The 14674-nt window shown below is 66.1% G+C and carries 13 protein-coding genes; 2 read left to right on the plus strand and 11 right to left on the minus strand.

All coding sequences use genetic code 11. From position 1 onward, the window contains the following. The first annotated feature begins 165 nt into the window (after positions 1-165). Positions 166-789 (plus strand): hypothetical protein, encoded by a 624-nt coding sequence (locus tag OG326_RS18140; RefSeq protein WP_327145823.1) that lies wholly within the window; start codon positions 166-168, stop codon positions 787-789. A 43-nt stretch (positions 790-832) separates the two neighbouring features. On the opposite strand, the gene OG326_RS18145 is transcribed toward OG326_RS18140, so the two are convergent. The 10 genes from OG326_RS18145 to OG326_RS18190 form a co-directional block, all read right to left on the minus strand. Beyond that, entirely contained in the window at positions 833-1336 is a 504-nt protein-coding gene (locus tag OG326_RS18145) for a nucleoside deaminase (protein WP_327145824.1), read from the minus strand. Positions 1337-1400: 64 nt separating this feature from the next. Then, positions 1401-2297 carry a xanthine dehydrogenase accessory protein XdhC gene (gene xdhC, locus OG326_RS18150; protein ID WP_327146515.1) on the minus strand — a complete coding sequence of 299 codons (897 nt, stop codon included), beginning with the start codon at positions 2295-2297 and terminating at the stop codon, positions 1401-1403. 1 nt (position 2298) lies between these two features. Further along, positions 2299-4722, minus strand: a complete 2424-nt coding sequence (gene xdhB / locus OG326_RS18155) for a xanthine dehydrogenase molybdopterin binding subunit (protein WP_327145825.1) — start codon at positions 4720-4722, stop codon at positions 2299-2301. Next, positions 4719-6194 carry a xanthine dehydrogenase small subunit gene (locus OG326_RS18160; RefSeq protein ID WP_327145826.1) on the minus strand — a complete coding sequence of 492 codons (1476 nt, stop codon included), beginning with the start codon at positions 6192-6194 and terminating at the stop codon, positions 4719-4721. Before OG326_RS18160 ends, xdhB begins: the two co-directional genes overlap by 4 nt. 472 nt (positions 6195-6666) lie before the next feature. Then, the gene (locus tag OG326_RS18165; RefSeq protein WP_327145827.1) at positions 6667-7311 is read right to left on the minus strand and encodes a histidine phosphatase family protein; all 645 of its coding nucleotides are present in this window, start codon (positions 7309-7311) and stop codon (positions 6667-6669) included. Then, positions 7308-9101, minus strand: a complete 1794-nt coding sequence (locus OG326_RS18170; RefSeq protein WP_327145828.1) for a carbamoyltransferase family protein — start codon at positions 9099-9101, stop codon at positions 7308-7310. The genes OG326_RS18165 and OG326_RS18170 overlap by 4 nt, the downstream gene beginning before the upstream one ends. Before the next feature lie 17 nt (positions 9102-9118). Then, positions 9119-10216 carry an NAD(P)/FAD-dependent oxidoreductase gene (locus OG326_RS18175; RefSeq protein WP_327145829.1) on the minus strand — a complete coding sequence of 366 codons (1098 nt, stop codon included), beginning with the start codon at positions 10214-10216 and terminating at the stop codon, positions 9119-9121. Next, positions 10213-11181, minus strand: coding sequence for a hypothetical protein (locus OG326_RS18180; protein ID WP_327145830.1), 969 nt, complete (start codon positions 11179-11181; stop codon positions 10213-10215). Before OG326_RS18180 ends, OG326_RS18175 begins: the two co-directional genes overlap by 4 nt. Before the next feature lie 32 nt (positions 11182-11213). Further along, positions 11214-11678: an SRPBCC family protein gene (locus OG326_RS18185; RefSeq protein WP_327145831.1), complete on the minus strand. Its 465-nt coding sequence runs from the start codon at positions 11676-11678 to the stop codon at positions 11214-11216. 190 nt (positions 11679-11868) lie between these two features. Beyond that, entirely contained in the window at positions 11869-12345 is a 477-nt protein-coding gene (locus tag OG326_RS18190; RefSeq protein ID WP_327145832.1) for a hypothetical protein, read from the minus strand. 290 nt (positions 12346-12635) lie between these two features. Here OG326_RS18190 and OG326_RS18195 point away from each other — a divergent pair, with 290 nt between their 5' ends. Next, a complete protein-coding gene (locus OG326_RS18195) occupies positions 12636-14063 on the plus strand; it encodes an amino acid permease (protein ID WP_327145833.1) in 1428 nt (475 codons plus the stop codon). On the opposite strand, the gene OG326_RS18200 is transcribed toward OG326_RS18195, so the two are convergent. Further along, complete coding sequence (locus OG326_RS18200; protein WP_327145834.1) at positions 14053-14628, minus strand: GNAT family N-acetyltransferase; 576 nt, start codon at positions 14626-14628, stop codon at positions 14053-14055. The two genes, OG326_RS18195 and OG326_RS18200, sit on opposite strands and share 11 nt — an antisense overlap. Positions 14629-14674 lie beyond the last annotated feature (46 nt).

The raw sequence follows: 14674 nt of genomic DNA on the forward strand, positions 1-14674 counted from the left end.
GCTCCAAACGCTGATCGCACCAGTGCTCACGAAGCGCTGATCGCACAGTGCCCACGAGCGCTGATCGCACAGTGCGCCGTGCCGGATTCGTCCGGTGCGGCGCACTTTTGTTTGCTCGGCCCCATTCTCCAGCAAACCACCCATCGCGCCGGAGATGATTTCGAGGTGGACGACATCACCTACGAGGACACCCGGTTCGCACTGCACGCCGCGGCGGAACTGCTCATCGCGGGCCCGCAGTACCGGCGGTTCGGCAGTATCAGAATGCGAATCGTGCTGGGTGGTTTCACCGGGATGAAATGGCCGGTGTCGGTGACCGGCACCGATCTGGTGTGGCCGCAGGGCCGGATCCGTTTGCACGGCAGCTACAGCGCCCTCGCGCTCGCCGCCGGTTTCGAGGCCGCCGGACCGCCCGAGGGCCTCTACAGCGAAGGCACCGGCATGGATCCGGAAGAACCGTTCACCGTCGACAGCGCTGCCGCGGTCTCCGTACACGATTGGTTCGCGGTGGGGGACACCGCATTACGGCGTTTTGCCACCGAGCAGCCGGTGCTGTGGCCCGAGCACTTCGACCTGTCGGTGGCGATCGACGAGGTGAATTACGGTGTCTCGCCGGGGGATTGGCAGAACCCCCAGCCGTACGCCTATGTGGGACCGTGGACGCGCCGCCGTGGTGATTTCTGGAATGCCCCGTTCGGAGCCAAACGCTCCCGTTCCGAAGTCTCCACCGTGGAGAGTCTGCTCGAATTCTTCCGGGAGGGCCGGGTGCGCGCGGCCGCCGACGCCTGAGGCCGGCCCGCGGATCTCCACCGGGCCGCCACAGTGGCCGGAATCAGTAGTCGATGCGGTCGGCCTTGGCCAGCCACGCGTCGAACGGCGCGGTGCGGTTCGGCAGATCCAGCTGCTCGACCCGGGTGGGCCACATCGACTTCGGCTTGGTTTCGAACAGGTCGTAGAACACGCGGTCGTCGAAACCGGCCACCGCGGCATCGTGCCGGTCGGCGGCGTAGACGATCCGGTCGATGCGCGCCCACAGTGCGGAGGACAGGCACATCGGGCACGGCTCACACGAGGTGATCAGCACGCAGCCCTTGAGCGTGAAGGTGTCCAGCTGTTTGCAGGCGGCCCGCATGGCGTTCACCTCGGCATGCGCCATGGGATCCAGGGTCGCGGTGACCTGATTGTGCCCGATCGCGACGACCTCGCCATCCTTGGCGACCAGTGCGCCGAAGGGACCGCCGCCCTCCGTCACGCTGGTGGTGGCCAACCTGATCGCCTCGTTCATCCAGGCGCGCTCTAGTTCCTGGACGTTCGTTTCTTGGATGTGCGCGGTCACGGTCACTCCTTTTTCGAAATACGGTGGGGATTACCCGGATGAAGTACATCGCACCCGGGCGGAGTCAGCTAGGGGTGGAAGACATGAAGACCTCCGCAGGCTGAGACCGGCTTTTCGTAGACTTTGCCAAGGGAGCGACCGGAGTTTTTTCGATCGCCCGGTCCTGCTCGAAGGTCCGGAGCAGGTCCGCCGCAACGCTCACCGCGATCGTGGCGGGTTCCTTTCCGGTGATTCCGGTGATGCCGATGGGCGTCTTGATCCGGTCGATGGCAGCGGTGCCGAGCCCGCCCTCGGTGGCCAGGCGCTGCCGGAATCGCGCCCATTTGGCGGACGAGCCGATCAATCCGATCGAGCCGAGGTCGGTATTGCGCACGGCCGCATCACACAGCGCGGCGTCCTCGGCATGATCGTGGGTCATGATCAGGACGTGGGTGCCGGGCGGTAGCTCGGCCAGCACCTCCTCCGGAAGCAGCGGCGTGTGGTGAATGTGGATCTGCGCCAGGCCATCCGAGAGCACGCCGAGGCGTTCGTCGGTGAGGACGTCGGGGCGGGTATCGACCAGATGCAGATCTAGAGTGTGGCGGGACAGGATTCGGGCCAGCTCCAGCCCGACATGCCCGACGCCGAAGATCGCCACCACGGGCCCCACCGGCAGCGGTTCGAGCAGGACGGTGACCGCTCCGCCGCAGCACTGCACGCCGTGCCGGTTGGTGACCTTGTCGTTGAGGGCGAATTCCATCAGCTCCGGCTCCGGATCACGCGTGCCCATCAGCTCGCGGGCCCGATCGATCGCGACGGCCTCGATATTGCCGCCGCCGATCGAACCCCACGTCTGCGTCTGTCCCACAACAAGTTTGGCGCCGGCCCGGCGCGGCGCGTGGCCGCGCACTGTCGCGACCGTCACCAGCGCGCCGGGCTCCCGGCGGGCTCGCAACTGCGCGACCGCGGCCACCCAGCCCATGTCAGACACGGCTCAAAGCGCTTGCGTCGGTGGGAATCCCGCTGCCGTTCCCAGTGTGACCGTTGCCGTTGCCGTTGGTATGGCCATTGCGCCGCACATCGCTGGTCCGGGCCGCTTCGATGGCCCAGTAGACCGCCTCCGGTGTCGCCGGGCAGCCCAGATCGACACTGGTGCCGGCGGGTCCGAAGGCCGCGGCGGCCTGCCGCAATGCTTCGCGCACCGAGAAGGCCAGCATGAGCGGCGGTTCGCCGACCGCCTTGGATCCGTACACCGCGCCTTCCTCGGTGGCGTTCTCCATCAGCGTGACATTGAATTCCTCGGGCATCTCCGAGAAGCTCGGCAGCTTGTAGGTGCTGGCCGCCTGGGTGAGGAACCGTCCGCGATGGGGTCCGTCGCTGGTATCCCACCGCAGGTCTTCCAATGTCAGCCAGCCCGCGCCCTGTACGAATCCGCCCTCGACCTGACCGATATCGATCAGCGGCGAGAGGCTGTCGCCGACGTCGTGCACGATATCGACACGACGGATGCGGTAGGCCCCGGTGAAGCCGTCCACCTCCACCTCGGTCGCGGCGGCGCCGTAGGAGAAGTACTTGAACGGCGAGCCCTGGAAGATCTTCGCGTCCCAGTGCAGGCCCTCGGTGCGGTAGTAGCCGGAGGCCGAGAGCTGCACCCGCTGCATGTACGCGGTGCGGACCAGGGTGTCCCAGTCCAGCTCCTTGTCACTGCCGAGAACGCGCGCGATACCTTCGACAATGCGAACATCGGAGGCGTTGGTGCCCAGCTGGGTCGCGGCGACCTGAACGAGCCGATCGCGCAACTGCTCACAGGCATTCTTGATCGCACCGCCGTTGAGGTCCGCTCCGGAACTGGCAGCCGTGGCAGAGGTGTTGGGCACCTTGTCCGTTCGCGTCGGCGCCAGCCGCACCTTGTGCAGCGGAATGCCGAGCGTTGTCGCGGCGACCTGCATCATCTTCGTGTGCAGACCCTGCCCCATCTCGGTGCCGCCGTGGTTGATCAGGACCGAACCGTCCTTGTAGATCAGCACCAGCGACCCGCCCTGATTGAAGGCGGTCAGGTTGAACGAGATGCCGAACTTGATATTGGTGATCGCCAAGGCGCGCTTGGTATTCGGATGCGCGGCATTGAAGGCCGCGATCTCGCGCTGCCGCCCGGTCCAGTCGGCGCCGTCCTGCACCTCGTGCCAGATCTTGCCGATTCGGTCGGTCTGGCCGACGGGCTGACCGTACGGCGTGGACTGACCGGGCTGGTAGAAGTTCCGCTCCCGCAATTCAGCCGGATCCAGACCCAGCAGCGGTGCGCACCGGCCCAGGATGTCCTCCATGACCAGCATGCCCTGCGGACCGCCGAAACCGCGGAAAGCGGTGTTGGATACCGTATTCGACTGCGCGATACGACCGGCGACGCGTGCGTGGGGAATCCAGTAGGTGTTGTCGATATGGCACAGCGCGCGGGCCAGTACCGGTTCGGACAGGTCCAGGCTCCAGCCGCCGTCCGCGGTCAATGTCGCGTCCAGGGCCTGGATGCGGCCGTCGGCGTCGAAGCCGATCTTCCAGATGGAGTGGAAACCGTGCCGCTTACCGGACATGGTCAGATCCTGAGTCCGGTTGAGCCGCAATCGAACCGGCCGCCCGGTGAGCTTGGCCCCGAGGGCGGCGATGGCCGCGAACCCGTGCGGCTGCATCTCCTTACCGCCGAAGCCGCCACCCATGCGCAGGCACTGCACGGTCACCTCGTGGCTGTGCAGACCGAGCACGTGCGCGACGATTTCCTGGGTCTCCGAGGGGTGCTGGGTGCTGCTCTGGATGAACATCTGCCCGGCCTCGTCGACCTGGGCCAGTGCGCAGTGCGTCTCCAGGTAGAAGTGCTCCTGGCCCTTGAACTCGAATTCGCCGCTGAAGACGTGCGCCGAATCGGCTAAGCCCTCCTCGATATCGCCGCGAATCATCAGCGGCCGCGCGCCGTGAAAACTGTCGGCCTCGATCGCTTCCCGCACCGACACGATCGCGGGCAGCTCCTCGAGTTCCACCACGACCGCCGCAGCGCCCAGCCGGGCCGCCTCCAGCGTGTCGCCCAGCACCCAGGCCACCGCGTGGCCGTGGAACATGACCTCGGTCGGGAACAGCGGCTCATCATGCTTCATGCCGGCATCGTTCACACCGGGCACATCATCGATGGTGAGCACTCGCACCACACCGGGCACCGCGAGCGCGGCTTCGGTGCGCAGGGCGGTGATCCGGCCGTGCGCCTTCATGACCTGCACCGGGAAGGCGTGCAGCACATCCTTGGTGCGGTACACCAGATCGTCGGTGTAGAGCGCGCTGCCCGTGACGTGCAGCGATGCGCTCTCGTGCGGCATCGGCACGCCGACTACGGGCTTCTCGGGGCGTTCGGACAGGTTACTCATGACAGCACCGCCTCGGTGGTTTGCGCGTACAGCTTTTCCAGACTCCGGCCGAGCATTGCGGAGCGGTACGCGGCACTGGCGCGGTGATCGCTCATCGGCGTGCCCTCGGACTTCAGGATCAGGGCGGCCGCCGCGACGGTCTCCGCCGACCACGGCTTGCCGATGAGCGCGGCCTCGGTATCGCGGGCGCGGATCGGGGTGGCGGCCACACCGCCCAGGCCGATGCGCACCGAGCGGACGAGGCCGTCCTCGATATCGAGTGCGAAAGCGACTGCGACACTGGAGATATCATCGAAGCGGCGCTTGGCGATCTTGTGGAATACCGTCACCGGGGCCAGCGGCAGCGGGATGCGCACGGCGCGGATCAGCTCGTCCGCCCGGCGCACGCTCTGCCGGTAGCCGGTGAAGTAATCGGCCAGCTCGCTCTCCCGCTCCCCGTCGGCGGAGGCGAGCACCACCGACGCGCCGAGGGCCAGCAGTGCGGGCGGGCTGTCACCGATGGGGGAGCCGGTACCCAGATTGCCGCCGAAGGTCGCGTTATTGCGAATGAGCCGGGAGGCGAACTGCGGGAACAACTGTGCCAGCAGCGGCACCGTGCCGTCGAGGCGTCGTTCGATCTCGGTCAGCGGCACCGCGGCGCCGATCTCGATGTGATCCGATGCCACGCGCAGCTCCCGCAATTCCGGGAGTCGATCGATCGCGATCACGTAATCCGCGCGCCGGGCACGGATATTCACCTCCACACCCCAGTCGGTGGAGCCGGCGACGAGCACCGCGTCGGGACGCTCACGCAGAAGCTGCACCGCTTCGGCCAGGGTTTCCGGACGGCGGAAGGTGCGATCGTCCAGGGTGTACTCGGTGGCGACCGGGGCGGGCGCGGGCTGCGCCCGGCGCTGCGCCAGCGGATCGTCGGCGCTCGGCTCGGCGAGGGCGAATGCCGCATCGCGGATCGGGCGGTAGCCGGTGCAGCGGCACAGGTTTCCGCTCAGCGAGTGCAGATCGAAGCCGTTGGGGCCGTGCTCGTGGTCGGCCTCGTGGGCATCGGCATCGGCATCGGCCGCGGGTGCGCAGCGGCCGGACCGGTAGTACTCGGAAGCCATACTGCAGACGAATCCCGGTGTGCAGTAACCGCATTGCGAGCCACCGCGAATGGCCATCTCCCGCTGCACCGGGTGCAGTTCGGTGGGCGCACCCGTGGCATCTAGCGTGCCGAGCCCTTCGGCGGTGACGATCTCCTGGCCGTCGAGGGAGGCGACGGGCACCAGACAGGCATTGACCGCGACCCAGTCGGTGGGCTGATTCACGCCCGGGCGCGCCACCATGATCGAACACGCACCGCATTCACCCTCGGCGCAGCCTTCCTTGCTCCCGGTGAAACCACGGTCACGAAGAAAATCCAGGACCGTTGTGTGGGGAGCCGCCGGGGAAATCGGGGTGACCTCCCCATTGACCGTGATTCGCGCCGCTACCATGGCACATCCTCATTTCGGTGCGCGGTCGATCTGATAATCCTAGTCGCCATTTCAGTAGCTTTCTATTTCGTCGGCGCGGCCCGGAGAACCCGAGCGCAAATCAGCACGTAAAGAGGTGCGCAGGCGGTGACAGAGATCGGAATGTGCCGGGGCCGCAATCGGGCGCACCGGGAAGGGCTGCTCAGCAGCCGTGTGCCACCCGGCCCGGAACCCAGGCGGTGCGGTGAGCGAGGCGACGCAGGTCGGAGAGGCTCGGCATACGACTTCGTCTCCTTCCGGCAGCTCACGAGTCGTTTCACTCGAAACTACGTCGGTGCGGGACCATCGGTCAAGCTGACGTGCGGGGACCGCCGACGCTTTGTAGGAATGTGCGACAAACCGAGCACTGACCGCCAAATGCATTGGTTTATCGCACAAATGGATATGGCGGTTGTGTTTCTCACGGTAAACGCGCCGTTGCGATACAACGGGCTCAGCGCAGATGCGATGTGTCGTTCAGCAATCGCAGCGCCGCGTTCCCCGCACCGTAATACACCACCTCCGAGACCGACGCGGCCGCCAGCTCCATCCGGAACAGCGAATCGTGCGGTGCGCCCAGCGCCAGCCGGATCAGCGTCCGCAGGGGTGCGACGTGCGAGACGATGAGCACCGTGCGCCCGGCGTGCTGTGCGATCAGCGTGTCCCGCGAGAGTATGACGCGGCGTGTCACCACGTCGAACGATTCGCCCGTGCCGCCCGGCACCGCCGTCGGGGACGCTCGCCACGCGGCGAGTTCGTCCGGGCAGCGCTCGCGGACCTCGGCGAAGGTGAGCCCTTCCCAGCTGCCGAAATCCGCCTCGCGCAACCCCTCCTCGACCCGGACCTCCAGGCCGAGTCGCCGCGCTGCTGCCGCGGCGGTCTGGCGGCACCGGCGCAGCGGTGAGGACACCACCGCCTGCACGGTGCCGTGGATCGCGAGTCGCTGCGCGACCTCCTCGGCCTGCCATTGCCCGATGCCGGACAGCGCCGGGTCGGAGCCGCCGCTGCCCGAGAGCCTCTTGTCCGGTGTCAGTGCGGTCTCGCCGTGGCGCAGCAGAACAAGCGTCGTGGGAGTGCCCGGGTCGAGTCCGAGTGTCATACGGCCGGGGCGGCTTTCGTGACGAGGTGGTTGCCGAGCACGAGGTAATCGATCTCCGTGCCGAGGAAGCAGTTCAGCGCATCGGCCGGCGTGCAGACGATCGGCTCGCCCGCCACATTGAACGAGGTATTGATCAGGCACGGGACGTCGGTCAGTGCGGTGAAGCTGCGCAGGAGTTCCGCCAGTCGCGGGGTGTCCCGATCGGTGATCGTCTGCACCCGGGAGGTGCCGTCCACATGGGTCGCACCCGGGATCACGTCACGGAATTCCGGTCGCACCGGGAAGACGAAAGTCATGTACGGCGAACGGGTTTTGCGGCCCATCTCGAAGACCCTGGGCGCGTCCGACTCCAGCACCAGGGGTGCGAACGGGCGGAACGGTTCCCGGTGTTTGACCCTGGTATTGATGACGTCCTTGATATCCGGGAATGTCGGATTCGCCAGGATGCTGCGGTGTCCCAATGCCCTCGGGCCGTGCTCGATCCGGCCCTCGAACCAGCCGATGACCACCTTCTCGGTGAGCAGCTTCGACACCTGATCGACGATTTCGGCATCGCTGAGCCTGGTCCAGCTCACCCGATCGCTGAACTTCCCCAGGGTCACCTCGATCGTGGAGTCGTCGAATTCCGGTCCGAGATAAGGGGTTACGTGCGGCGCGGGCGTCGTCTCGGTGACGTTGCGGCCGAGCCAGGCGTGGACGGCGGCGCCGATCACGATGCCGGTATCGCTGGCGCCGAAACTCACCGCCATATCGTCGAATCGTGAGCCCTCGAACAGCGGAGTGTTGTTGAGGCAGTTCAGCGCAACGCCGCCCTCGAACAGCAGATGGTTCAGATCCGACTTGGCTTCCAGGGCACGGAGTTGGTGGCTCGTGACAACGGTCAGCATCTCCTGCGCCGCGGCCGCCACCCGGGATTTGTACTCGACGGTGTCCTGCACCGGACCGAAGTACTCCTCGAACAGCGGCTCGAGGCTGCGCGGATTGTCCGTCTCGAGCGGCCTGTCGAAGGTGTATCGCCCATCCTCGTGCAGGTGGATGAAGTGCTCGACGAACGGGTTCGGCGACGGGGGTTCGGCGTATCCGGACAATCCCATGACCTTGTATTCGTCGTTATTGGGTACGAAGCCCAGGAACCTCGTAATCGCGCCGAAGAGCAGGCCGATCGAGAATTCCGCGCCGATGGTCGACTCGTCGAAGACCCGGATCCGGCCGTCGCGGATCTCGCCCATCAGCGCCGAAAACACCTCTGCGCGACCGTCACTGATGAGGAACGCGCTGTCCCGCATACCCGACAGGTAGTAACCGGTCATCGCGTGTGCGAGGTGATGCGGGACGAATACCACCCTGTCCGGGTCGGGGGTGAAACCGGTGCGCGCGGCGAAGTCGGCGAGGATCGCCTCGTGGCTGACCGCCTCGGTGTACAGCGTGCCGATATTGTCCAGCAGAGCCATTTTCGCCGGGGTCGGCATCGGCGCGGCGGTGATGCCGTGCACCATCCGGTCCAATACCTCGGCCGAGAAATTCCAAGGGATGGCAATCAGGTCGATATCGGAGAATCGCACTCCCGCCTGGTCGAGACACCAGGTCACCGAGTTGACCGGGAAGGCGGTGGTCTTCTTCTCCCGATTGAACCGCTCCTCCTCCACGGCGGCGACCAATTCCCCGTCCACCAGCAGTGCGGCGCCGGCGTCGTGGCCGAGCAGGTAGTGCCGATCGGTGCCGACCGCGCCGAAATGCTCGGCGAACACGTCCGAGACGCGGGTGAAACCGTTGCAGCCCAAGACAATCATGGCAAATTCCTTCTCTGCTACACGGCTTCGACGGGGCAGCGATCGGTGGCCAGGCCCGCAGTGTCTATCCAGGTTCGCTTGTCGGCCAGGAGGTCTCGGACGATCTCGCCGGCCGCGGGCGCCTGGCACAGTCCCTGGCCGGAGAATCCTGCGGCGTAGAGGAAGGGGCGGGCGGGATCTCGGCCGATGAATGCCGCGCCGTCCGGGCTGCCGTCGAAATCTCCGCTCCAGCCGCGCTCGATCGTGGCGCCTGCGAGGGCTGGGTAGGTCGCGCCGAGTTGCTGTGCCAGCCGGTCGAGCCAGGCCTGCCGTGATTCGCCCGGGTCGGGGCGGCCCATTCCGATGAGGATGCGGTCGTGCCATGTGCGGATGCGCAGGCTGGAGGGATGCAGGGTCATCGGCAACGTGGTGAGCGGAGTGGGCGAGTCGGTGAGGAGCAACTCGATCGGATACGTGGTCACGGGGAGCCGGACCCCGGCCATATCGGCCACCGATCGTGACCAGGGTCCGGCCGCGCAGATGATCGTCTCGGCGCGAATGCCGCCCGCCGGGGTGCGGACCTGCCCGTCGGGGCCGATGCCGGTGACCGGTGTCTGCGTGCGCAGCAGCGCACCCGCATCCCGGGCGGCGGTGGCGTAGCTGTGCACGATCGCGGCGGGATCGCAGGCATACGCCTCGGGCGACCAAGCCGCCGCCACGATGGTGCGTTCGTCCAGGAGCGGATTCAGTTGTGCCGCTTCGGATGCGGTCACGAGCTCGACGTCCACGCCCGCGGCGTGCTGTGCGGCGCGGTCTCGGCGGAAGTCCCTCACCTGCCGGTCCTCGGTGAACAGCACCAGGAAGCCGACCCGCCGCAGGCCCAGAGTCGTTCCGGTGCGCGCGGCGAGGTCGTGATAGGCCGCCAGGCTGCGAACGGCGAGGCTGCCGGTGCGGGCATCGCCGGGAAAGTAGGTGCGCACCACGCCCGCGGTGGATCCGGATGCGCCCGATCCGAGCGCGTCACGTTCCACAAGCACTGTGCGGATACCGGATTCGGCGAGATGGCATGCGATCGAGGTGCCGATGACGCCGCCGCCGATGACGAGGGCTTCCGTGCGTTCGGGTAGACCGCTCATGACTGCTGACCCACTTCCGCCGGGCGCTGCCGGCGCAGCTGGTCTCCGGCGTCCCACGGGAACAGGTGCAGGTTCCAGCCGCCCAGGCAATTGACGTAGAGGGCGAGCTGGCTGGCCACGGCCAAGAAGTCGTCGCGGTCGAGCTGGTCGAGACAGGCCAGGAAGCGCTGGGTGAAGGACCACAGGGTTTCCAGACCGCAGTAGCCCAGGAACTCGGCGGGAATTCCGATCAACAGGCGCGCCATCTGGCGCAGCGAATCCATCGGCATATCCGCGACGGCGGCCCGGACCAGGCCGCCGTAGGTGGCATACCCCAGTGGGCGGGTCTCCCCGTTGACGAACAGCAGGGTGGGCAGCACCGTCTCGAAACTCCCTGCACCGGAAGGGATTCGACCCTGGTGCAGGTCGGCCAGCTCAGCCGGTTCGGACAGCCAGATCCGCTCGGTCTCGGTGTATACGTCGTGGATCAGCCGGTTCGCCTCGGGATCGGCGGCGGTCAGATGGGGTATGCGGTGCCCGCCCGCCGTGCCCGCCTTGCGGACCTCCGCCAGGATCGGCTTCTTCGTCGAATAGACCGAATCCCAGATCGCCTGTCCCGCTTCGAGCAGTGCGGGCATATCTTCCGATCGGATCCGGCCCACCGGGGATGCGGGCATCGGTTCGCTCAACGGTCCGTACTTGATGCCCAAATGCTGTAGCGCGGAACAGAATACGGTGCCGTCGGGCGCGTCCCGCCGATCGGCGATCCTGGTCGATGCGGGCAGATGCAGCAGCGAGGGGATCGGCGCCACGTGATACAGGTGGCTGCCCGCCACCAGTGCGTGTCCCTGCAGACTCCGGTAGGGCAGTGCTTCCCACAGCGCATCGGCCAGCTCGCCATTGCGGCCGTCGAGGTCCGCGGTGACGGTGATATCCAGGTCGGGCCAGGCGATTTCGAGCTGCCGAGCGGTCAATGTCTCAGTCACGGTCTTCTCCTTCGTGCGGTGAGGTGTTGCTGCTACTGCTGCGCGAAGTAGTCGCGAATGGAATCGGCCTGCCCGGCCATCATGGCGATGATCGTCTCGACGACCTCGGGCTCGGCGTCCTCGGCGATCGTCAGCTCCCGTGACCAATCGAAGAAGCTGCGTGTCGGATCATTGGTGATCGGCCGGACGCGAATGGTGGCCAGATAGCGGTCCACGCCCATGGTCGGCACGATGGATCGGTAGGTTTGCGACCGCTCCACCTCATTGCGTCCGGCCACCTCCTGCTGCACCAGGCCGTCGCTGAACACCAGCGTGAAGTTGTACAGCGACGGAACGCGTTCGGGCGCACCGCCTTCGGCCCAGTGCACATCCTTCGCCGCATCGCCGGACACGATCGACACCACCCGCAGCGCGTCGCGGACCACGGCCCAGACGGCGTCCGGATCCGCATCGATGATCGTCGAGTGGTACATCGTGTGCTTGCGCTGGATCGCCATGAGAACTCCTTGTCGGACAAGGGAAATCCCCTTGTTTCGCTGCCACTTGTGTCAGAAGTACACAGCGAAGCGGGTGGCATCAGCCAGGTATGGAAGACATGAAAACGCCGGTGGACCGAGACCGGCATTTCGTAGACTCCTACGAGAGCTCGTTATGGCGGCGAAGGCCGATTTCGCCTGTGCCACAAGATCAGTGCGTCGGCAGCCGATCGGTGGAACCCTCGGCAAGTGCTGCTTCCACATGCGATATGCCCGCCCGGACCGTATCGCCGTAGCCGTCCTCGCTCAGTGCGTCGAGTCGTGCGCGCGCCGCGTCCACATGCCGCTGCGCGGTATCGAATGCACCCAAACGGCGATAGTTGTCGGCGAGATTGAGGTGTAGCGACGGGTAGAAGCCACGGACGGTGAGCGAGGCGTCCAGCCTTTGGGTGCGCTCGTCGGTGAGCGCCTCGGCGGCATCCAATGCGCGAACATCCCACGTGAGCGCATCGGCCGCATGATCGTGCAGGTCGGCCATGTAGTGCCCCAGGATGCAGCGATGCAACGGATCACCATCGGCGCCGATCGAATTCCACAGCGCGGCAAGGGCTTCCCGCGCCTGCTCGGTATTCCCCTGACGCCCGAGGGCTACAGCGTCATTGATGGCGGTCATGGTGGCATCGGTCATGCGGCCACCGTATCCGGGTGGTCCGACAGATCTGCCGCCGCGATTTTCCGCCCATGTCCCCGATCCTGCGCTGTGCTGCGCGAGGAATACGATCTGCAATTCTCCGATATCGTCGACCGGATCCCGGCCTACGCCGCAGGTCATCCATTCAACCGGCCGTACTTCGTGAGATTTCTGCGTGATAACAGGGTGCGGATTAACGGACGAATCGTGCACGTCCGTGATCGTATGGAGTGATCTCGAGTCGGACCTGCGTCCCGCTGTGGCGCAGTGGGACGAAAGGACGCCGTATGTCGATCGCGGAGTTGCGCAGCCAGATCCTGCGCCGCAAACCCCTGGGCGAGATCGAGGACGATACGCCCGCCGAACAGCGGCTGGCCAAACATCTGGGCCTGTGGCAGCTGACCGCGATCGGTGTCGGCGGGATCATCGGGGCGGGGATCTTCTCGCTGGCGGGATCGGTGGCGAACAAGACCGCCGGGCCCGCGGTGCTGATCTCGTTCCTCATTGCCGGACTGGCCAGTGCGTGCGCGGCGCTGTGCTATGCCGAATTCGCGGGCATGGTGCCCAAAGCCGGGTCGGCCTACACGTATGGCTATGTGGCACTGGGGGAGTTGGGCGGCTGGTTCATCGGGTGGGATCTGCTCCTGGAGTACACGGCGGTGTCGGCGGTGGTCGCCATCGGCGTCTCCGGCTACTTCAATTTCTTGCTCGATCAGATCGGACTTACGTTGCCGCACTGGATGCTCGGTGCGTCCGGAACGGGTGACGGACATGTGGTGGACGTGTTCGCCGTGGTGTTCTGCCTGGGCTCGGCGTGGGTGCTCACGCGCGGCATCAAGAGCGTCGGGCGATTCGAAACCTTTTTCGTGGGAGTCAAAGTCGCGGTGGTGCTGCTGATCATCGGACTCGGCGTATTCCATATCGACAGCGCCAATTACACGCCCTACTTCCCGTACGGTCATGCCGCGGTGTGGACGGGCGCGGCGACGGTATTCTTCGCCGTCTTCGGCTACGACGCCATGAGCACCGCCGCCGAGGAATCCACCGAGGCGAAAAAGCAACTGCCCAAGGCGATTCTGTACTCACTGGCCATCGCCATGGTGCTGTACGTGCTGGCGACGCTGGTCCTCACCGGAATGCAGAAATACACCGAGATCAATCCGACCAGCGGCTTCTCCAGCGCCTTCAAATCCGTTGGGCTGCCGGGTGTTGCGAATGTGATCGCGGTCGGCGCCATTATCGGTATCGCCACCGTGGTGCTGGCATTCATGCTGGCGACCACACGCGTCTGGTACGCCATGAGCCGCGACGGCCTGCTGCCCGCGTGGTTCGCCAAGACGCACCCCACCCGGCGCGTGCCGACCCGCGTGACCTGGATCGTGGGCATCGGGTCGGCGATCCTGGCGGGTCTGCTGCCGATCAATACCGTTGCGGAGCTGACCAATATCGGCATTCTGATGGCCTTCATCGTGGTCAGCATCGCGGTGATGGTGCTGCGCTATACCCGTCCCGAGGAGCCGCGCGAATTCCGGCTGCCGCTCATGCCGGTGGTGCCGGTGGTCGGGATCGGGTTCTCGATCTATCTGATCTGGTCGCTGCCGTGGGAGACCTGGGTGCGGTTCGTGGTGTGGCTGCTGGTCGGTCTGGTCGTGTACTTCGGCTATTCGCGGAAGCACTCGAAGCTCGAGCAGTCCGGACGGGTGATCAGCGGTTGATCCGCGCCCGGCCGCCCTCGCCCGCGATGCGGCCCTTGCGGATCAGCTCGCGCTTGGTCCCGGGCATGAGCGTGACCTGATCGCTCTCGGTCTCGGCCGGATCGTCCTCGGCGTTCGGCGTCGGATTCGGCCGCACGAACAGCGTGACGGTGGTGCCCTCGGCGAAACCGTTGCGCTTCATGAGCGAGGCCGAGGCGGTGTTGTGGATCTCCACATCGGTGACGATCCGGCGTGCGCCGCGCTCGAACAGGGTGTCGCAGCAGGCGGACATGAGCCGCCCGGCGATACCGCGGCCCTGCATATCGGGGGCGACCGCGATCCACTCCAGATAGGCCCAGTCATCGCGCAGCTCGAACTCCATCGAACCGAGGACGAATCCCACCACCCGATCGGAGTCCACCGCGACCCAGCAGGAGCGGCCGGCGCTGTCGAGGTGCTCGGCCACCGAGGTGAGCGACCAGGACGTGTAGGGCTTGGTGGAGGTGTCGAACACCTCGTAGCCGAGATCGAGTACCTGTCGAAGATGTCCGAGTCCCATGGGGACGATGGCTATGGCCGGTTCCATATCTGACAGTTTGCCAGGTAGATGCTGGCGTGACTCGTTCCGGCCC

The organism is Nocardia sp. NBC_01327, from assembly GCF_035958815.1.
Classification (GTDB): domain Bacteria; phylum Actinomycetota; class Actinomycetes; order Mycobacteriales; family Mycobacteriaceae; genus Nocardia.